Origin of the sequence: Arthrobacter rhombi, assembly GCF_039526245.1 — a bacterium.
In the GTDB taxonomy this organism is placed as follows: Bacteria; Actinomycetota; Actinomycetes; order Actinomycetales; family Micrococcaceae; genus Arthrobacter_H; species Arthrobacter_H rhombi.
Genome location: NZ_BAAAIV010000003.1, coordinates 1 through 19,737, shown reverse-complemented (window position 1 = coordinate 19,737; position 19,737 = coordinate 1). Strand labels below are relative to the sequence as shown.

Here is a 19,737-nt window from a genome sequence, read left to right as displayed (position 1 = left end):
GCCACATCCCAAAGGTTAAGTTGATGTTATTTTCCCTGTGCCCGGAACGGGCGCGCCACACCCGGGTGGGTGAGGCCTGATGGCCAGATTCCTGCTCCGCCGTTTCCTGCAGCTGATCCCCGTGTTCCTGGGTGCCACGCTGCTGATCTACTTCCTGGTGTTCTCGCTGCCCGGCGACGCCACAGCTGCGATCTGTGGCGAAAAGGGTTGCACACCCGCCGTCGAGGCAGCGCTGCGCGAACAATACAACCTGGACCAGCCTTTCTGGGTCCAGTACTTCCTCTACCTCAAGGGGATCTTCACCTTTGACCTGGGGACCAACTTCGCCGGCCAGCCGATCACCGACATCCTGGCCCGGGTCTTCCCCACCACCGCACGACTGGCCATCATGGCCCTCATCTTCGAGGCCGTCTTCGGCATCGTCATCGGCCTCATCGCCGGACTGAAGAAGGGCAAGCTGTTCGATTCGACCGTCCTGGTCTTCTCGCTGGTCGTCATCGCCGTGCCGATCTTCGTGCTCGGTTTCCTCATGCAGTTCGTGGTGGGCGTCAAGCTGCAGTGGGCCAACCCGACCGTGAGCGGCGATGCGTCCATCGGGGAACTGGTCCTGCCGGCGCTCGTGCTGGGGTTGGTTTCGTTCGCCTACGTGCTGCGTTTGACGCGCACCGCAGTCATCGAAAACTCAGGTGCCGACTACGTCCGCACCGCCACTGCCAAGGGGCTCAGCAGCCGTCGCGTCGTCATGGTGCACGTGCTGCGCAACTCGATGATTCCGGTGGTGACGTTCCTGGGTGCCGACCTGGGCGCCCTGATGGGCGGTGCCATCGTCACTGAGGGAATCTTCAACGTCAACGGCGTGGGCAACACCCTGTACCGCGCCGTGCTCAACGGGGAGGCCCCCGTTGTCGTTTCGATCGTCACCGTACTGATCGTGGTCTTCGTCCTCGCCAACTTGTTGGTGGACCTGTTGTACGCGTGGCTCGACCCGAGGATCCGATATGCCTGAGAACTTCCAAAACGCGCCCACCGTTCGTGGTGCCAAGATTTCCAAATACCCGATCGAGCACTATGTGGCTGACCCGGAAGACACCCCGGTGCAGGCCACGGACAGTGCCGTTTCAACGGAGGCTCCGGTCTCCCTGTGGCTGGAGGCCTGGCGCAACCTGCGCAGGCAACCGCTCTTCATCATCAGCGCGTTCCTGATCATCGCGGTGATCTTCGTGGCGCTGTTCCCGGGGCTGTTCACCAACGAGCAGCCCAACGCGCAATGCATGTTGGAGAATTCCGACGGCGGGCCGGCTCCGGGCCACCCGCTCGGCTTCACCCAGCAGGGTTGCGACATCCTGGCTCGTGTCATGTATGGAACCCAGTCGTCGCTCACCATCGGCCTGTTCGCCACCTTGGCCATCGTGGTGTTCGGCGGAACCGTCGGGGCAGTCTCCGGGTTCTTCGGTGGCTGGGTCGACGCGGTGCTCGCGCGCCTGGGCGACATCTTCTTCGCGCTGCCGCTGATCCTGGGTGCGATCGTCGTCGTGCAGATCCCGTTCTTCCGGGAGAACCGCAACGTCTGGACCATCGTGCTGATCCTGGCTGCTTTCGGGTGGCCGCAGATTGCACGCATCACGCGGGCTGCCGTCATCGAGGTCCGCGATGCCGACTTCGTGGTCGCTGCTCGTTCGCTGGGCGTCAGCCGCGCCGGTGCGCTCATCCGCCACGTCGTCCCGAACTCGTTGGCTCCGGTCATCGTGATCGCGACGATTTCGCTGGGTGTTTTCATCGTGGCCGAGTCCACGCTGTCCTACCTGGGCATCGGGCTGCCGCCGGATGTCATGTCGTGGGGCAATGACATCTTCTCTGCCAAGAGCTCGCTGCGCTCGAACCCCATGGCCCTGTTCTGGCCGGCCCTGGCGTTGTCCCTGACGGTCCTGAGCTTCATCATGCTCGGCGACGCGTTGCAGGACGCCCTGGACCCGAAGGCGCGCAAACGATGAACGGTGAAACCATGACTACTGAAACCATCGACGAGGCCTCCATGCCCCGTCCGCTGCTGGAGCTGCGTGATCTGGCGATCAGCTTCAGGACCGCCAACGGCGACGTCGACGCGGTGCGCAAGGCCAACCTGACCATCCTGCCCGGTGAAACCGTGGCGATCGTCGGGGAGTCGGGATCGGGCAAGTCCACGACAGCGTTGGCGGCCATCGGACTGTTGCCCCGCAATGGCCGGGTCGCCAGCGGTTCCATGATCTTCGACGGCGAGGACATCACCCACGCCTCCGAGAAGCGGATGGTCGAATTGCGCGGTTCCTCCATCGGCATGGTGCCGCAGGACCCGATGTCCAACCTGAACCCGGTCTGGAACATCGGCTTCCAGGTCAAGGAGACCTTGCGTGCCAACGGTCTGCCGCACCAGAAAAAGGATGTGGCCCAGGTCCTGACCGAGGCCGGCCTGCCGCGGGCGGAGGAACGGGCGAACCAGTACCCGCACGAGTTCTCCGGCGGCATGCGCCAACGTGCCCTGATCGCGATCGGGCTCTCGTGCCGTCCGCGGTTGCTCATCGCCGACGAGCCGACGTCGGCCCTGGATGTCACCGTCCAACGCCAGATCCTTGACCATCTGGACACCATGACCACCGATCTGGGTACCGCCGTGCTGCTGATCACCCATGATCTGGGGCTGGCGGCGGAACGCGCGCACAAGGTGATCGTCATGTACAAGGGCCAGGTCGTGGAAGCCGGCCCCGCCGTCGAGCTGCTGACCAATCCGCGTCACCCGTATACGCAGCGCCTGGTGTCCTCGGCTCCTTCCCTGGCATCACGCCGGATCGAGTCCGCCAAGGAACGGGGGGTGGAATCCGACGATGTGCTGGTCACCGAACAAAACCCGGCCGCCGACGATGTCATCGAGGTCCGGAACCTGGTGAAGAACTACAAGATCCGCGGCGAGCTCGGCAAATCGACCGAGTTCCGTGCCGTGGATGACGTGTCGTTCTCGATCAAGCGTGGCACGACGACGGCCGTGGTCGGGGAGTCCGGCTCGGGCAAGTCCACCGTTGCGAGGATGGTCCTGGGCCTGGAGGATGCCTCCGAGGGAAGCATCCTGTTCGACGGCGTCGATCTCACGTCGCTCTCGCGCAAGGAGATGTTCGCCTTCCGGCGCCGGGTGCAGCCGATCTTCCAGGACCCCTTCGGTTCACTGGATCCGATGTACAACATCTTCCGTACCATCGAGGAGCCCTTGCGGGTCCACCGCATCGGCACCCGGAAGGAGCGGGAGGCGAAGGTCAGGGCCCTGTTGGACCAGGTCGCCCTGCCGGCATCGATGATGCAGCGCTTCCCGAATGAGCTCTCCGGTGGCCAACGCCAGCGCGTGGCCATTGCGCGCGCACTGGCGTTGGATCCCGAAGTGGTGATCTGCGATGAGGCAGTGTCCGCGCTGGACGTGCTGGTACAGGCCCAGGTGCTGAACCTGCTGGCTGACCTGCAGTCCGAACTGGGGCTCAGCTATCTGTTCATCACCCACGACCTGGCAGTGGTGCGCCAGATCGCCGACCGGGTCTGCGTCATGGAGAAGGGCAAGCTCGTCGAGACGGGCAGCACCGACGACGTCTTCGATGCTCCGCAGACCGAGTACACGCGCTCGTTGCTGGATGCGATTCCCGGAGCCGGGCTGATGCTTCCGCCAGCAGTCGCCTAGCTGGAAAACAGGCGGTTCGGGACCACGGCCCGCAGCTGAAGCTGGTTACTGCAGGAAACTGCAGCAGCATAACCCTCCGGGGCCGGCACCTCGTGCACTGACAATCCGTCCAGTGCACGGGTGTCGGCCCCGTTTGCATGTGCGGGGTCGATTCCCGGAACACGGGTGGTGCGCACGGCCGCCGGCGGAATGGACAGCCCGTATCCGCAGGCTTTGAGCAGGGCCTCCTTGGCGACCCACAGCCGTATCCGGCCGCCGAGGTCACTCGAGGAAAGAGACGAGCGTTCGTCCGGCGACAGGCTCTGTGCGTCGAAGCCATCGAACAGGTGGTCGGGGACGCGCTCGATGTCCACTCCCAGCTGCCCGGCAGCCGGAGCCGCGGCGGCAGCCATGACCCAGGCTCCCGAGCGTGACCAGTTGACGGCCACCCCCGTCAGGCCTGGCTTCCCATGCGTACCTCCGCACGAGCGGCAGGGTGCTGCATGTGCGGTGAGCCCGGCGGCCTTGATCGGCGGTAGGCCAAGGACCCGGGCACTGAGCAGGCGGGCCAAGGCGCGAGCGGCGAGTGCTCGCGCACCGTCCTCGGGGTCGGTAAGACGTCCGGCGGAGACCAAATCGGCGGTGGAAACGAACCGGTGCAGGCCACCGCGTTCCGCGGCAGCCGCCGTGAACTCCCCGACGTGCGCGATCGCCTGGAGGACGGCCGGTGGTGCGGTACCGCTGGGCATCCGGCTCAGCGCCCGATCCGGCGGTACTGCCACACCGCCAACGGGGCGAAGACCATGATGATGGCGACGCAGCTGAACAGCGCGTAGGCGACGGGGTGCAGCAGTGGCCAGCTGCTCCCCATGTCGAATCCCGGTGGCAGGCCGTTGCCGAAGAGGTCGCGCACCGCAGTGGCCACGGCAGTGACCGGGTTCCACTCCGCGATGGTGCGCAGCACTCCTGGCAAGGAGGACAGCGGGACGAAGGCTCCCGAGATGAACGTGACCGGGAAGAGCCAGATCAATCCCAGGCTCTGGGCGACCTCAACGCTGCGGGCGGTCAGGGCAATCACGGCGCCGATCCACGACACCGCGAACGTGAACGCCAGCAGCAGGGCGACCGCCCCGAGAGCCGGCCAGGGCCCGGTCTCCACCCGCCAGCCGATGGCCAGTCCGCAGACCAGGATGACGGCCATCGACATGACGCTGGTGGCCAGGTCCGCCGTCGTTCGGCCCAGGATCACGGCCACCCGTGACATGGGCAGGGAACGGAACCTGTCGATCAGCCCCAGCTGCAGGTCCTTGGCCAGGTAGACAGCGGTGAAGGAGGAGTTGAAGGTCAGGGTCTGGGCAAGGATCCCGCCGATGAGGAATTCGCGGTAGGAATCGCCGCCGAGCCGTCCACCGAAGACGAAGGCCAGCAGCAGGACGAAGATGATTGGTTGGACGATCCCGGTAATGAGAGCGCCGGGGGTGCGCCACGAATTGAGCAGGTTGCGGTGGGCGATGACGGCGCTATCGACGCCTGCGGAGACGAGGACTGACATCAGCTGCCCACCTCCTGGCGGCCGCGACCGCCGACGGCAACTCCGACCGGTAGCGGGGTGTGGTGGTCCGCGCTCGTGTCGTCGTCGCCATCCGCTGGGTCTGCGGGCGCCGCGCTGGACGCGCTGGCGCCGGTGAGGCGGAGGAAAACGTCGTCGAGGGTGGGGCGTCGCAGGGAGATCTCGGCCACGGGGATCCCCGCCGCGGCGAGCTCGGCAAGGGCCGCGGCCAAGGTGGCCTCCCCGCGGGGTGCGGGGACTCCCAGCCGGTTTCCGCCGGCGTCGACCACTGCGGGTTCGGTGTTCCCGCTGGCGCGTTCGAGCACGCGTGCGGCGCGTTCGCCGTCGGTGCTGTTGGCGGTCACGACGTCGATGCGCGCGGAGCCGGCGCGGTCCTTCAGCTCCTGGGCAGTTCCCTCGGCGATCACGCGCCCGGCGTCCAGGACTGCGATGTTGTCGGCCAATTGGTCGGCTTCCTCAAGATATTGGGTGGTCAGCAGGACGCAGGTGCCGTCGGCGGACAACGAGCGCACGGCGCTCCAGGTGTCCATCCGGCCGCGCGGGTCCAGCCCGGTGGTCGGTTCGTCGAGGATGACAACCGGTGGGCGTGCCACGAGCGCCCCGGCCAGGTCCAGCCGCCGGCGCATGCCACCGGAGTATTGTCCGGCGCGCTTGCCTGCGACTGCTTCCAGCCGGAAATGCTCCAGCAGTTCGCGGGCGCGGGTCGCGGCGTCGCGGCGGGAAAGCCCGTAGAGACGGCCCACCATGTGGAGGTTCTCGTAGCCGGTGAGCTTCTCATCGACTGCGGCGTACTGGCCCGACAAACCGATGGACCTTCGGACGGCGTCCGGTGCGGTGGCGGCGTTGTGCCCATTGACGGTCACGACACCGGAGTTCGGGGTCAGCAGCGTGGAAATGACCTTGACGGCGGTCGTCTTGCCCGAGCCGTTGGGACCCAGCAAGCCCAGCACCTCGCCCGGCCCCGCCGAGAGGCTGAGCCCATCGAGGGCACGGAATGAGCCGTAGGCCTGGGTGACTGCCTCGAGGCGTATCACTGCGAGGCGGCCAGTTCACCGGCATGCTGCGGGGTGATGTCTGCCCAGTTGCGTTCGACGTAGTCCAAGCAGGTCTCACGTGCATCCGGACCATGCATGACCACCCAGCCCTCGGGCACATCGGCAAACGAGGGCCACAGCGAATGTTGCTGGCGTTCGTTCACCAGGACGCGGAACTGTGCTGACTCATCGTCGAATGGGTTGACCATGTCACTCTCCTTGGTACTGCAGGGCGTTTCCTTCTTACGCATGGTCTTCGGGGCGGGCGACCAGAAGGTTTGCCAAGACCGGCATGATGTGAGCAAGGGCACGTTCGCTCAGTAGCTGGGAGTGCCGTTCGGGAACGTCGGTATCGATGATCGTTCCCGTCACATAGGGCGCCCAGTCGCCGGCGTCGGGCCGGTCCTGCGGGACGTCCTGGGTGGCGGTGAAGAAGTGCAGGTCCCCGCTGAAGGGCACCACGGGGGCCTCGCGGATCAACTGCGCCAGACGCCCGAAGTTCGCCATCATGGCTTCGAGGGATGCCATGGGCACCGCTCCGAGTGGATTGCCGTTCTCCCGCAACACCTCCAGGGCGCGCTCGCCGGTGAGCTCGGTACCGTCGTCGGGAACTGGGTGGCCCACCGCGTCCAGGAAGTTGGCCAGCAGCGTCCCCGCACCGCCGTCACCGACGTCGGCATTCTCGTCCTGGCGGCTGGGATAGGCGTCGAGGATCGCCAACAGGCAGACCTCCTCGCCCAGCTCCTGCAACCTGGTTGCCAGACGCTGGACCACATTGCCGCCGAAGGACCAGCCGAGCAGGCGGTAGGGGCCGTGCGCCTGGACCGTGCGGATCTCTGCAATGTAGAGGTCCACCAACCCGGTCAGCGTCTCAGCGGTCCACGGGTCGGCTTCATCGGGTGCCATTCCGGGCAGCTGCAGGCCATAGAGCGGACGCCCGGAATCCAGGTGTCGCAGCATGGCGGAGTAGCCCCAGGCGACGCCGCTGGCGGGGTGCACCGCGAACAGGGGATCGAGGGTGCCGCTGGTGCGCAGCGGTAGCAGCGGCCGCAGGCTGTCGGCCACGGATTCCCCGGCACCCCGCCCGGCCTCGTGGACCAGGGCTTCCACGGTGGGGGCACGGAAGAGCGTTTGGACTGCCAGATCGGCGCCGAGCGCGTCGTTGACGCGGGAGATGAGTTCCTGCGCCACGAACGAGTGTCCTCCGAGGTCGAAGAACGACTCGTCGACCCCGACCCGCTCGGCGCCGAGCACGTCGGCGAAGATCGTGGCGACGGCGGCCTCGTGCGGCGTGCTCGGTGGTCGCCCACCGGTGGAAGCGGAAGCCGAGGGCTCTGGAAGCCGGCGCAGGTCGGGCTTTCCGTGGGGGGTCAACGGGATGCCCGGGACCTGCACGAAGACCGCCGGGACCATGTAGGCCGGCAGTGTCGAGGCGGCCTCGCGCCGCAGGGTGTCGACGAAACCGGCAGCTGCCGGCCCGTCGTCCACGGCGACGACGTAGGCCACGAGGCGCTGCGTGGGCGGGACCCCGTCAGCGACCACCAGCGCCTGGGCGACACCGTGGACGGCGCGTAGGGACCTGGCGATCTCTCCTGGTTCGACGCGTTGACCGCGGATCTTGACCTGGTCGTCGTTGCGTCCACGGAAGGCCATCGTGCCGTCGGCTTGCCGGGTGACGAGATCGCCCGTGCGGTACATTCGCGCACCGGATCCCCCGTGGGGGTCCGCGATGAAGCGTTCGGCCGTCAACGCGGTACGTCCACGATAGCCACGGGCCAGACCGGTGCCGGAGAGATATAGCTCGCCGGTGGCGCCCGGCGGAACGTGGCGCAACCGGGAGTCCAGGACATAGGCCGCCGTCCCCGCGACCGGGGAGCCGAGATGGGGCGTGGTTCCGGAGCTGACCCGGGCCAGCAGGGCGTCCACGGTGGCCTCGGTGGGGCCGTAGAGGTTGTGGGCCACCACGCCGTCGTGGGTGGCGAGGCGCTCCCAGAGGTCGGCGTCGAACGCCTCCCCGCCCAGGGCCAGATGAAGGCGCGCGTTGCCATCGGTTCCCGAGCGTTCCAGCAGGCGCTGGAATCCCGGTTGGGACAGCAGCAGGCGCACGTGCGAGGGGGTGCTCTCCCACACGCCGATGTCCTCGTGGTCGAGGTAGTCGGCCAGTGCCTGCGGGTCGCGCCGGGTGTCGGCCCCGATGAGGTGGAGCTCGTGACCGGCGACCATCCACAGGAACGGATCCCAGGCGGCATCGAAGCCCAAGCCGGTGGTATGGGCAACCCTGAGGTGCGACTGCGCCTCGGTGGGGGATGTGGTGGGGAAGAGCATCGTCCGGTGGCTGCGCAGCAAATTGGCCAATGCCCCGTGGCTGACCTCGACACCCTTGGGACGTCCGGTCGAGCCCGAGGTGAAGAGCACATAGGCCAAATCCTCGGGGGTCGGTTGCGGGAAGGCCCCGGCAGGGGAACCACCATTCCGTGCCAGCAGGTCCTCGATGAACAGCAAGGTGGCGGCGGATCCGGAAGTGACCAGCGCCGTCCGGGCTCGTTCTTCCAAGGTCCGGGACGTGAGGACGACGGCGGGGGTCGCATCGGTGAGGATGTCAGTGATCCGGCCGTCGGGGTACTCGGCATCGATGGGGTTGCCAGCGGCACCGGTGCGTAACGTACCCACCACGGCGACCGGCTGAAGTTCGTCGCGGGGCAGCAGCAGGGACACCACATCACCCGGCCCGACACCAGCGGTGGCGAGTGCGTCGGCAATGCGGGAGGCCCCGGCATCGAGGTCCGCGAACGTGAGGCGGCGGTCTGCGGAGACAACGGCGGTGAGTCCGCCGTGCCGGGCGATCGTCTCGTCGAGGTCATCGAGGATTCCGTGCCAGACGGCGCCGGCTTCCGGCGGAGCAGGATTCGCCGTGGCAGCCTGCAGCGACGTCTCCTCCGCGGCGTCGAGCAGGTCCAGCTCATCCAAGGCGGCTTCCGGCCGAAGCGCGGCAGTGTTCGCAAAGCGAAGCAGCTGGTCCGTCATCCGGTCGATCGCCTGGTGGCTGAACAACGAGGAGTTGTATTCGAGGGTCACGGCCAGGGAGCCGTCGTCACATCGAGTGAAGGTGAACGAGAGGTCGAATTTGGCGGACCCCGACCCGTCCTCGTTCTCGATGGAGACCTCGAGCCCGGGGAGCTCGAGTGCTGCCGGGGGTTCCGCCTCGTAGGTGAGCATCGTCTGGAACAGCGGGTGTCGCCCGAGTTCCCGTGGTGGGTTCACTGCCTCCACCAGTCGTTCGAAGGGCACTGTGTCCCGGTCGAAGGCGTCGAGCACTGCGGTGCGGGCCAGGGAGATGGCCGCGTCGAGGGTTGGCCGCGAGGAATGGTCGATGGTGATTGGCAGCGTGTTCACGAAGAAGCCGACGATCTGCTCGAGTTCGGGGTCGGGGCGACCCGCGGTGGGGGAGCCGATGACGATGCGCTCGCCGGCTCCGAGCCGGGTGAGGTAGCCGCCCAACACCGCGTGCAGGGCCATGAAGAGGCTGGCGTTGTGCCGCGAGGCCAGTCGCGACAGCTCTGCGGTGGTGTGGGCGTCGAGGGTGAAGCGTGCTTGTGCTGCCGGTTGGCGGGCCTCGGGAGCGCGGTGCCCGTCGGTGGGCAGTTCGAGCTCATCAGGGGCATCCGCCAGGTCATCGGCCCAGCTCTTGAGTCGTTCTGCGAGATTCTCGTCGTCCTGTCGGGCGTCGCGCTGCCACAGGGCATAGTCGGCGTACTGCAGGGAGAGATCGGTCCATGCGGGACCGGAGCCGCCGAGTCGGGCAGCATAAGCGGTGGAGATGTCACGGGCCAATGGCTGCAGTGAAGCGCCGTCCGAGGCGATGTGGTGGATGACCAGATGCAGGACATGCTCGCCGTGACCGGTCTCGATGAGATTCGCCCGCAGCGGGAGGTCGGTGCGTAGATCGAAACCGGTTCTTGCCCCGCGGGCCAAGGCTCCGCGGAGCTTCCCGGCGGACTCCGCGCGTTCGTGCCCCAGGATGTCGCCGGTCGCCACGGCGTCGAGCACCTGTTGTTCGGGTTCGGCGCCGTCGGCGGAGTAGATGGTGCGCAGTACTTCGTGGCGGTGCACCACGTCGGCCAACGCCGCGTCGAGCGCCTCACGGTCCAGGGCGCCGGTCAGTCGGACGGCCAGGGAGATGTTGTATTCGGCGTTGCCGGGATCGAGCTGGTTCAGGAAGAACATGCGTCGCTGCGCCCACGAGAGCGGCAGCCGTTCGGGCCGTTCCGGGGCGGCGGCCAGCCATTCGAGGGGGCGGGGGACCGGTTGGCGATCATCCTCACGTGCAGCTCCCGTCCCCTTTCCCGACCGGACGATGGCGTCGGATGGGGTGGTGCGCTCGATGATGCCCGCAGGGGTGGGCGCCTCGAAGAGCGTGCGCAAGGGCATTTCGATGCCGCAAGCGCTGCGCAGTGCTGCGGAGAGGGACACTGCCAGCAGGGAGTGTCCGCCGAGCTCGAAGAAGTTGCCGTCCAGGGGGACCTCGTCGACGCCGAGGACCCCGGCGAAGGCGGCACAGACCAGGCGTTCGGTCTCGGTCGTCGGTGCGCGTCCGGCGATCGGGGCGGTGGTGGTCGGTTCGGGCAGGGCGGCCCGGTCCAGCTTGCCGTGGGCGGTGAGCGGGATGTCCTCCATCCCGACCCAGAAACCGGGGACCATATAGGAGGGAAGGTGGCGTGCGGCGTGCTGGCGCCACGTGTCGTGGTTGCCGGAACCGACCACGTAGGCCGTGATCCGGCCGCGGCCGGTGTCGGCGACGACGGCGGCGTGGGTCACGCCCGGGCCCGATGCGATGACTCGTTCGATTTCCCCGGGTTCGATGCGGAAGCCGCGGATCTTGACCTGGCTATCGGCACGTTCCACGAAGGACAGGGTGCCGTCGGCGTTGCCGCGCACCAGGTCGCCGGTGCGGTACATGCGTCCACCGTCGAGCCAAGGGTCCGCCACGAACGATGCGGAGGTCTCGCGGGGCCGGTTCACGTATCCGACGGCGGCCCCGGCTCCCGAGAGGTACAGCTCGCCGACGACGCCGGCCGGAACCGGGCGGAGCCTCGCATCCAGGACGCGGGCGTGGATGTTGGCGGCCGGGCGGCCGATGGTGACGGTTCCCGGCCTGATCGGGCTGGTGATCGAGTCCACGGCGAATTCGGTGGGCCCATAGAGGTTGTGCGCAATCAGACCAGGGTGTTCTGCCAGGTCGTACCACAGCTCTTGCGGGACCTGTTCGCCACCGAGGGCGAGGCTCATCCGGGATCCTGTTGCGGGAGCCGCCAGTCCCATCGAGAGCAGCTGGCGCGCATAGGACGGGGTGGTCTCCAAGACGGTGATGCCCTGCTCCGCGACCAGTTGCACGAGTTCCTCGGCATTGGCGCGTACGTCGTCGGGGACCATGAGCAGATGTGCACCGGCGACCATCCACAGCATGGGGTCCCAGGCAGCGTCGAAGCCCAGCCCGGCGATGTGCCCGACCGTGGCCCCCAGCGGTTCGGTGTCCGCGAAGAGGGTCATCGAGTGGTGCACGAAGAGGTTGGCGAGGGCACCGTGCTGGACCATGACGCCCTTCGGTGTTCCCGTGGAGCCGGAGGTGTAGACGATGTAGGCGGGGTCTTCGGAGCGCACGGGGTGCGGGGCAGGAGCGTCGTCCTCCCGCCCGGCATCCAACAGTTCCCGGATCCCGAGGCGCCCGGACGAGGACGGATCGCCAGCGGATCCATCGCCGGACCGTACGTCGGCTGTGCCCACGATGACTGCCGGCGCACTGTCATCGAGGATCCGGGCGATGCGCCCGGCAGGGTAGGTCGCGTCGATCGGGACCAAAACGGCACCGGAGCGCAGCACGGCCAGGGTCAGGGCGGGAACGTCGACGCTGCGCGGCAGGACGGAGGCCACCCGGTCGCCGGGGCGTACACCCACGGCGGCGAGTCCGCGTGCCAGGGCATCCACGTGGGCGGCAAGTTCCGCGAAGTCCAGTGCGCGGTCCGGGTCGCTGGCGGCCGTGGCCGTGGGATGCGCGGCGGCCGTTGCCGCAAAGGCCTCGGGGAGGGTCTGGGGGCCGTCGGTCTGGGTGGCGCCGGAGGCATGGAGTTCGAGGGCCTCCGCTTCGCCCTCGAGAAGCAGTGGGAGGTCTCCCAAGGCGGTGCCGGGGGCGTGGGCCATGGCGACGATGAGTTGCTCGAAGCGCCGTGCCAGGCCGCGGGCGACGGATGAGTCGATCCGCCGCGGGTCGAAGGAAAGTCCGCCGGACAGTGCCCCGCCGTTGGCCTGGTCGTTGCCGGTCCCGGAGTCCTCGGCCAGATCCAGCAGGAGATCGAATTTCGAGCCTCCTGATTCGGGGTTTGGTTCGGCGGCCACGTCCAGGCCGTCCATGGTGATGGCGGGGGTGGAACCGCTCTGGAGTGTCAGCATGACCTGGAAGAGCGGGTTGACGCCCTCGATGCGTTCGGGCCGGATGGCCTCGACGACGTGGTCGAAGGGTGCGTCCTGATGGGCATAGGCGCGCAAGTTGGTGTCCCGGACCCGTTCGATGAGATCCGCTGCCGTGGGGTTGCCGCCGGTCCGGGTGCGCAGGACCACGGTGTTGACGAAGAATCCCACGAGTTGTTCCAGTGCCGGGTCCGTCCGCCCGGCGACCGGAGTGCCAATGGGCAGGTCATCGCCGGCTCCCATCCGGGTCAGCGTCGCGGCGAACCCGGCCTGCAGCACCATGAACAGGCTGGCACGGTGGTCGCGTCCCAGACCCCGGAGCAGCGTCGCCGTCGCGGCATCGATGTGCACGGGTTCCTGCCCGACGGTCCCGGCGGCCGTCACGGCGGAGGCGTCGGAACCCACTGCGCCGGGGAGGCCCAGTTGCGCCGGAGCGCCAGCCAGTTCGCCGGTCCAGAAGGCCAGCTGTTCGGCCAGGGTGCTGGCGGGATCCGCTGCCTGTCCCAGCAGTTCCTGTTGCCACAGTGTGTAGTCGGCGTACTGGACGCGCAGGGCGGCGGCGTCGGGTGCGTTTCCCGCCAGTCGTGCGTTGTAGGCGAGTGAGAGGTCCTCGGCGAGCGGGGCCATGGACCAGCCATCGGCGGCGATGTGATGGATGCTCAGCAGCAGGATGTGGGAGTCGGCGTCGAGTCCGAAGAGCGCGGCACGCAACGGGAGCTCGGTGGTGAGGTCGAAGCCGCGGGCCGAAGCGGCGGCGATGGCCGCCTGCGCGGTGGCCTCCGTGGCCTGGACCCGCGGCATGTCCACGGTGACGCGATCGGCGGGGAGCACCTGTTGTGCCGGGCCCGCGGTGGTGTCGATGCCCGCCTCGGGGGATCCGGCGTCGTTCCCGCCGTGCGGGTAGATGGTGCGCAGCACCTCATGGCGGGCCACGACATCGTTGACCGCGCGGCGCAGGGCCACGGCGTCGAGCCGGCCCCGCAGGCGCAACACCACGGGGATGTTGTAGCTGCCGTCGGTGGGGTCCAGCTGGTTGATGAACCAGAGCCGGGCCTGTCCGGCCGACAGGGGCAGTCGGTCCGGTCGCGGGTGTGCTGCCAGTGCCGGGACGTCCGGCGTGGTGGCCCCACAGCGGGCGGCCAGGCCAGCGACCGTCGGGTGCTGGAAGACCTCACGCAAGGACGGGGCGGATCCGAGCCGTTCGGTCAATTCGGCCAGCAGGCGCGTGGCCAGCAGCGAGTGTCCACCGAGTTCGAAGAAGTCGTCCTCCACGCCGACCTCCTCGAGGTCCAGGACCTCCGCGAAGGCCGCGGCGACGGCGCGCTCGGCATCGGAGCGCGGCCGGGTGCCGGCCCGGTTCTCGGCCGGCGCGGGAAGGGCGCGTTTGTCGAGCTTGCCGTTCACGGTCAGCGGGATGGAGTCCAGCACGTCGATGGACGCGGGCACCATGTAGTCGGGGAGGCTTCCGCGCAGGGCCTCGCGCAGTTGGGTGGCCTCGATGTCCTGGCCCGTGGCGTAGGCGGAGAGCCGGTCGAATCCCGCCTTGTTCTGGGTGGCGATGACGGCGGCACCGCTGACGCCGGGCTGGGCGCGCAGTGACGCCTCGATCTCCGGCAGCTCGACGCGGAAGCCACGGATCTTGATCTGGTCATCGGAGCGTCCCAGGAATTCGATACCGCGTTCCCGGGAGCGACGCACGACGTCCCCCGTCCGGTACATGCGCTCCCCGGGCTGGCCGTACGGGTCGGCGACGAAGCGCTCGGAGCTGAGCTCGGGGCGGCCCAGGTAGCCGCGGGCGACGTTGGTGCCGGCGAGGTAGAGCTCGCCGACGGCTCCCGGCGGCACCGGGCTCAGTCCGGAGTCCAGGACGTACTGGCGGGTGTTGGCGACAGGGGATCCCAGATGCGGCTCGTCGGCGGAGTGGATCGGAGCGGTCAGGCTGTCGACAGTGGTTTCCGTGGGGCCATAGAAGTTGAAGGCGTGCACGGCGGGGTGCGCGGCCAGCGTCGACCACAGCTCGGCGTCGACCGCCTCGCCGCCGAGCGCGATGACGTCGGGCGCCGGCTCCTCGAGCAGACCATGCTCGATCAGTGCGTGCACGAAGGAGGGGGTCGTCTCGATGGCGTCGATGCCGGCAGCCTCGATGAAGGTCGACAGCGCCTGCGGATCCCTCCGGGTGAGGTTGTCCACGATGTGCAGCTCGTGCCCGGCGAGCAGCCACAGCATCGGATCCCAGGACGCGTCAAAGGAGATGCCGGCGGTGTGGGCTACGCGTAGCGGCCGCCCCAACCGCTGGGCTGCCGGTTCGAAGAGGGACGCCCGGTGGGCCAGGAACAAGTTGGTCAGCGACCGGTGCTCGATCGCGACCCCCTTGGGGGTACCCGTTGAACCCGAAGTGAAGATCACGTAGGCCAGGTCATCCGGGCCGGGAGCCGGGAGCGGCGCGGTCTCCGGTTTGGTGGCCAGCACCGAGACGACCAGGGGCGAATCGACGGCGATGGTGTGGCCGGGCAGGGGCTCGCCCTCACGGGCCGCGAGGGCGGCGGACGTCAGCGTGACTGCGGGTTCGGAGGCGTGGAGCATGGCATCGACGCGGGCCGGCGGGTAATCGGGATCGACCGGGACGTAGCCGGCCCCCGACTTCAGCACGGCCAACAGGGAGACCGCCAGGTTGGTGGAGCGTTCCAGATGTACCGCCACCAGGGCTCCCGGGCCGGCGCCGAAACGGCGGAGGTAGTGGGCCAGCCGGTTGGAGGCGTGGTCCAGTTCGGTGAAGGTCATCTCCCCGTCCTGGGCCACGACCGCCACGGCGTCACCCCGGTCTGCCGCGCTGGCGGCGAACTGCTCGACGACGGTCCCCTGCGGCAGGGTGCGGCTTTCGGCGGTCCCGGCGTCCAGCAGGATGCGGTGTTCGGCGTCGCTGATGGCCTCGACGGTCGAGACCTGGGCGTCTGGTGCCCCGGACATGGCGGTGACCAGGCGCAGCAGTCGCGTGGCGTGCGATCGCAGGGCAGCGCCGTCGTACAGCCCGGCGTTGCCCTGCAGGGACAGCGTGGCGGGTGCCGTGTCGTTGTTCCCGGGGGCCGTGGCGTCCCGGGGGAGGCCGTGGACCACGATCGAGAGGTCATCGATCGGGCCCGTGGAGAGGATGCCCATCGACGCCACGGAGGGACCGAAGCGCAGGCCGCTGACGACGGGCAGGATGTTCAGTGACGGGCCGAGATAGCGCGGACCGGCGTCGTGGGCGCCGAGGCGGTAGCGCTGGTGGATCAGCGCCGAGCGCAGCGCCCGTCCGGCCTCGGCCACGACGTCGCGCACCACGGCTCCCGGGCGGATCTCGACGGCGACCGGGACCACGTTGGAGGTCATGGAGGGGACCGAGGCGGCGATTTTGCCCCGGCGGGCGGTAACCGGCAGGCCGATCGACACCGTGCGTTCGCCGGTCATCTTGTGCAGGTAGACCGCCAGCGAGGCCAACAGCATCGCCGGCGCGGTCCCCGTCTGACCCAACCGGGCCACGACGTCGCCGGGCAGGTCCTCGGCATGGCGCACGATCGTGGACGCCGTTCCGTCGGGGTAGCCGGCCAGCGGATGGCCGCCGTCGGTGCGCGCCAGGAAGTCCTGCCAGTAGTCGTGGTCGGCTGTCAGTGCGTCCGAACCCTCGTAGGACGCCTCATGTTCCACGAGGTCGGCCAGCGATGCGGTGCCTGCGGTGCGGTGCCCATCGGCCGCGGCGTCGGCGTCGCCCATCAGCTCCGAGTATCCGGCGGCTACCCGCTGCAGGATCAGCACCGCCGAATAGCCGTCGAGCATCAGGTGGTGCACCCGCTGGTAGAACAGGTGGCGTTCATCGGCCACCCGGAACACCTCGAGGTGCAGCAGGGCATCGCCGTCCACGGCCCGGGGACGCTCCAGATCAGCGTCCATCAGCGCCCGGGCCTGTGCCTCGGCGTCGGCACCGGCTGCGCGCAGATCGGTCACCCGCAAGCGGGCCGCCTGGGCGGTGGGCACCTGCACCGGGCCGTCGGCCCCGTCGCTGAACCGCATGTTCAGGGCGTCGGTTTCGGCCACCATGCGTTCCACTGCGGTGCCCAGCAAACCCGTATCCAGGTCGCCGTCGATCTGCGCATACTGGGCGATCTGGAAACGCGGGTTCTCCGGGTCCAGGACCTGGGCGTACCAGATGCCGCGTTGGGCGGGCGTCAGCGGGAGGGAGACGGGCAGGGTGGGTTCAGGCATGGTGAAACGATCCTTGCTTCGGGAGCTGGGCGCGCCGGCCGGTCATGGCCGGGCACCACGGGGCGCTCCCACCCCGCGGCGGGTGGCGTCGCGGAGTGGGAGCTGCTGGACGTGGTCCGGCGTCTACTGGAATTGGCCGAACTTCAACGCGTCGCGGATGAGCTGGTTCAACGAGCCGTTGAGCAGGCCTCCGGAGAGGACATCCCCACCCAGCAGGCCACCCTCGATCAACGGGCCGTCGATCAGGGGGCCCTGGATCAGCGCCGGCGAGGAAGGTGTCGGCTCGGCGGCCTGAGCGGCGGGTGCGGCGACCACGGCCAGTCCTGCGGCGAGTACCCCGATGGTGCCGACGCCGGCGATGCGCTGGGCGATGTTCCCGGTGTGCTTCTTCACGGTGGTTCCTCCTGCGTGGATGGGCGGTCAGGGGCTGCTCCCCGGATCGCATTGCCGGGGGTTCGCAGCGGGGAACGGTGGCGGATTGGATTCAGGGGCCCGGGGTGATGCGGCTCACCTGGTCCGGGTGGCCCTGGTTGCCCGGACGGCCGCCATCCGAAACACTGGGGGATGGTTCCTGCCCGGTACGATCTGCACAGCCGGTGGAGTGTATGCGCACCCGTCGAACAGGTCTGGGCGGTGGTGGCCGATCCGCGGATGAGCTGGCCCGATTGGTGGCCGCAGTGCACCGCCGATGCCGTGGTTTCCGATCCGGCGGCCGGCGACGGGTTGGTCGGCCGCACGGCCCGCGTGGCGTTCCGGGCCTGGCTCGGCTACACCCTGCATCTGGAGATCCGGCCCACGCGCGTGCAGGCACCGCACTTCATCGAATTCGAGGCCGGGGGGGACCTCGCGGGAATCGGCAGGGTCGCCCTGGTCCCGGCCGCCGGCGAGCGGACCACCGTGGACATCCAGTGGCTGGTGCGGCCCACGCGGCGCTGGATGCTGCTGCTTTCCCCGCTGGCCCGCCCGGCCTTCACCGCAGCTCATGCCGGCGTGATGCGACGCGGTGAGCGGGGCTTGCGCCGAAGGCTGGGGGACCGACGCAGTTGATGCGATCACGCGGCCGTCCGCGATACGTTTGATCACCTGCCCGCCCTCCTCCGTCCGGGATCCCGGCCGGTAACCACCCGAAAGGACACCGCGACATCAGTTTCCGCTCCCTGCTGACGACCGTTCCGCTTGCCCTGCTCACGATCGGCGGACTGCTGCTGGCCGCCGGTGGTGCCCAGGCCGCATCCGCCACGCATTACCCGGTGATGATGAAGCGGTTGGCCGCGATCCCGACGGGAACCACTGTCCAGATCACCGCGCGGCAGCTCTTCCCGCACAACGCCTCCGACGCCAGCGGGTACCGGACCATGGCAGCACGCGTCGATTCCGGATCGGTCGCGAAATTCACCGCGGCCATCGCGACCTGTGCCGCAGGCAGTGCCGGCGAAACGGGCGTCAAGCGCCGGGCGCAGCAGGTGGGGCACGGCCAACGCTCCGCTGCCGTGCAGGCCGTCTCCGCCGATGTTGGCGCCTGCATCGACACCGCGGTTCCGCCGATGCAGCGACTCCAGGCCAAGGCGGCCCAGCGCCCGTTGACCGACGCCGTGCTGTGGATCGAGTTGAAGATGGCTGCCAGATAGACGGTGGCGGATGACAGCATGGGCCCATGACGATTCCCGAACGAGGCATGCCTCCCCTGAACGCTTCCGAACGCGAGACAGCGGACGGGTGGCTCGATTACTACCGGGCCACCTTGCTGCTCAAGTGCCAGGACCTTGATGACCAGGCCCTGCGCAGCACGCCGGTGGAACCCTCCGCTTTGAGCCTGCAGGGATTGGTGCAGCACCTGGCGGCGGTCGAACGGAACTGGTTCCGCCGTGTCCTCGCCGGTGAGGACCTCCCGTCCATCTACCCGGACGGCAAGACGCCCGAAGGGCACGACGGCGGATTCGAAGTTGATCCCACGTCCACCTTTGCCGACGCCGTCTCGGCGTGGCAGCACGAGGTTGCGGCTGCGCGGGCTAACTGTCTGGAACGCCGGCTGTCGGACACCGCACCGTTCATGGGCACGGAGGTGAGCCTGCGCTGGGTCTACCAGCACATGACCGCCGAATACGCCCGGCACTGCGGCCACGCCGACCTCCTGCGCGAGAGGATCGACGGCGTCACCGGCGTGTAGCCGGCCGTCGAACACTTCGCCGACGATCAGGTGGCGCCGAAACCATGAACGACGGCGGGGCACGGCACCTTCCGGTGCCGCGCCCCGCCGTATCGAATGTGGACCCTAGTCCGTGACCGTGAACTCCAGCTTCTCGGTGAAGTCGCGCCCATGGACGTCCGTCGTGGTGACCGACGCGGTGTGCTTGCCCGGCTTCAGCGACTCGGGAAGCCGCAGCCGCCAGAGGTGCATCGACCGGTCGGCCAGGCTGCCGCCGTGGACCAGTTGGACCTGGGCGGCCGCCGGATCGCTGAATTCGGCACCGACGTTCTGCGCCTCACCCTGCATTTGCTGGGTCCGGGCGGGCTTGCCGGCCCGTTTGCCGTCGATCGAGGCAACCACCTTCGAACCGGTGGAACCCATGAAGACGTTGGCCGTCAGCCAGGTGTTGTCCTGCAGGTCACTGCGGCTGACCTCAAGGGGTGATTCGAACGCGGAGGCCTTGCCCTTGTTCTCCACGTTGGTGTTGAACCAGTCGCGGTAGCGCGGGTCAAGTCCCGGGAAGTGGTGTAGCGGTTGTGTCCTTCGGTGAACGTTTTCAGGCGCTCAGTGC

13 protein-coding genes are annotated in these 19,737 nt (G+C 68.5%); 6 read left to right on the top strand and 7 right to left on the bottom strand.

Features of this window, described 5'->3' with window-relative positions; all coding sequences use genetic code 11:
• The first annotated feature begins 79 nt into the window (after positions 1-79).
• Genes ABD088_RS01045 through ABD088_RS01035 form a run of 3 tightly spaced genes read left to right on the top strand, consistent with a single transcriptional unit; the run spans position 80 to position 3,694 of the window.
• Positions 80-1,006, top strand: a complete 927-nt coding sequence (locus ABD088_RS01045) for an ABC transporter permease (RefSeq protein ID WP_343899495.1) — start codon at positions 80-82, stop codon at positions 1,004-1,006.
• Positions 999-1,991, top strand: a complete 993-nt coding sequence (locus ABD088_RS01040; protein ID WP_343899494.1) for an ABC transporter permease — start codon at positions 999-1,001, stop codon at positions 1,989-1,991. The genes ABD088_RS01045 and ABD088_RS01040 overlap by 8 nt, the downstream gene beginning before the upstream one ends.
• 11 nt (positions 1,992-2,002) lie before the next feature.
• A complete protein-coding gene (locus ABD088_RS01035) occupies positions 2,003-3,694 on the top strand; it encodes an ABC transporter ATP-binding protein (protein ID WP_343899493.1) in 1,692 nt (563 codons plus the stop codon).
• On the opposite strand, the gene ABD088_RS01030 is transcribed toward ABD088_RS01035, so the two are convergent.
• From ABD088_RS01030 to ABD088_RS01005, 6 genes are all read right to left on the bottom strand, one after another.
• Positions 3,691-4,422: a 4'-phosphopantetheinyl transferase family protein gene (locus ABD088_RS01030; RefSeq protein ID WP_343899491.1), complete on the bottom strand. Its 732-nt coding sequence runs from the start codon at positions 4,420-4,422 to the stop codon at positions 3,691-3,693. The two genes, ABD088_RS01035 and ABD088_RS01030, sit on opposite strands and share 4 nt — an antisense overlap.
• A 5-nt stretch (positions 4,423-4,427) precedes the next feature.
• Positions 4,428-5,225, bottom strand: a complete 798-nt coding sequence (locus ABD088_RS01025) for an ABC transporter permease (RefSeq protein WP_343899490.1) — start codon at positions 5,223-5,225, stop codon at positions 4,428-4,430.
• Complete coding sequence (locus tag ABD088_RS01020; RefSeq protein WP_343899489.1) at positions 5,225-6,277, bottom strand: ATP-binding cassette domain-containing protein; 1,053 nt, start codon at positions 6,275-6,277, stop codon at positions 5,225-5,227. The genes ABD088_RS01025 and ABD088_RS01020 overlap by 1 nt, the downstream gene beginning before the upstream one ends.
• Positions 6,274-6,486, bottom strand: coding sequence for an MbtH family protein (locus ABD088_RS01015; protein WP_343899487.1), 213 nt, complete (start codon positions 6,484-6,486; stop codon positions 6,274-6,276). Before ABD088_RS01015 ends, ABD088_RS01020 begins: the two co-directional genes overlap by 4 nt.
• Positions 6,487-6,520: 34 nt before the next feature.
• Complete coding sequence (locus ABD088_RS01010) at positions 6,521-16,978, bottom strand: amino acid adenylation domain-containing protein (RefSeq protein WP_343899486.1); 10,458 nt, start codon at positions 16,976-16,978, stop codon at positions 6,521-6,523.
• A 123-nt stretch (positions 16,979-17,101) separates the two neighbouring features.
• Positions 17,102-17,371, bottom strand: a complete 270-nt coding sequence (locus tag ABD088_RS01005; RefSeq protein WP_343899485.1) for a hypothetical protein — start codon at positions 17,369-17,371, stop codon at positions 17,102-17,104.
• Positions 17,372-17,542: 171 nt separating this feature from the next.
• Between ABD088_RS01005 and ABD088_RS01000 the strand changes: the two genes are divergently transcribed.
• The 3 genes from ABD088_RS01000 (at position 17,543) to ABD088_RS00990 (ending at position 19,145) form a co-directional block, all read left to right on the top strand.
• Positions 17,543-18,025: an SRPBCC family protein gene (locus ABD088_RS01000; RefSeq protein WP_343899484.1), complete on the top strand. Its 483-nt coding sequence runs from the start codon at positions 17,543-17,545 to the stop codon at positions 18,023-18,025.
• A gap of 206 nt (positions 18,026-18,231) precedes the next feature.
• Positions 18,232-18,606, top strand: a complete 375-nt coding sequence (locus ABD088_RS00995) for a hypothetical protein (protein ID WP_343899483.1) — start codon at positions 18,232-18,234, stop codon at positions 18,604-18,606.
• A gap of 26 nt (positions 18,607-18,632) precedes the next feature.
• On the top strand, positions 18,633-19,145 hold the full coding sequence (locus ABD088_RS00990) for a DinB family protein (RefSeq protein ID WP_343899482.1): 513 nt from the start codon (positions 18,633-18,635) through the stop codon (positions 19,143-19,145).
• Between the two features lie 105 nt (positions 19,146-19,250).
• On the opposite strand, the gene ABD088_RS00985 is transcribed toward ABD088_RS00990, so the two are convergent.
• The gene (locus tag ABD088_RS00985) at positions 19,251-19,643 is read right to left on the bottom strand and encodes a calcineurin-like phosphoesterase C-terminal domain-containing protein (RefSeq protein ID WP_343899481.1); all 393 of its coding nucleotides are present in this window, start codon (positions 19,641-19,643) and stop codon (positions 19,251-19,253) included.
• Positions 19,644-19,737 lie beyond the last annotated feature (94 nt).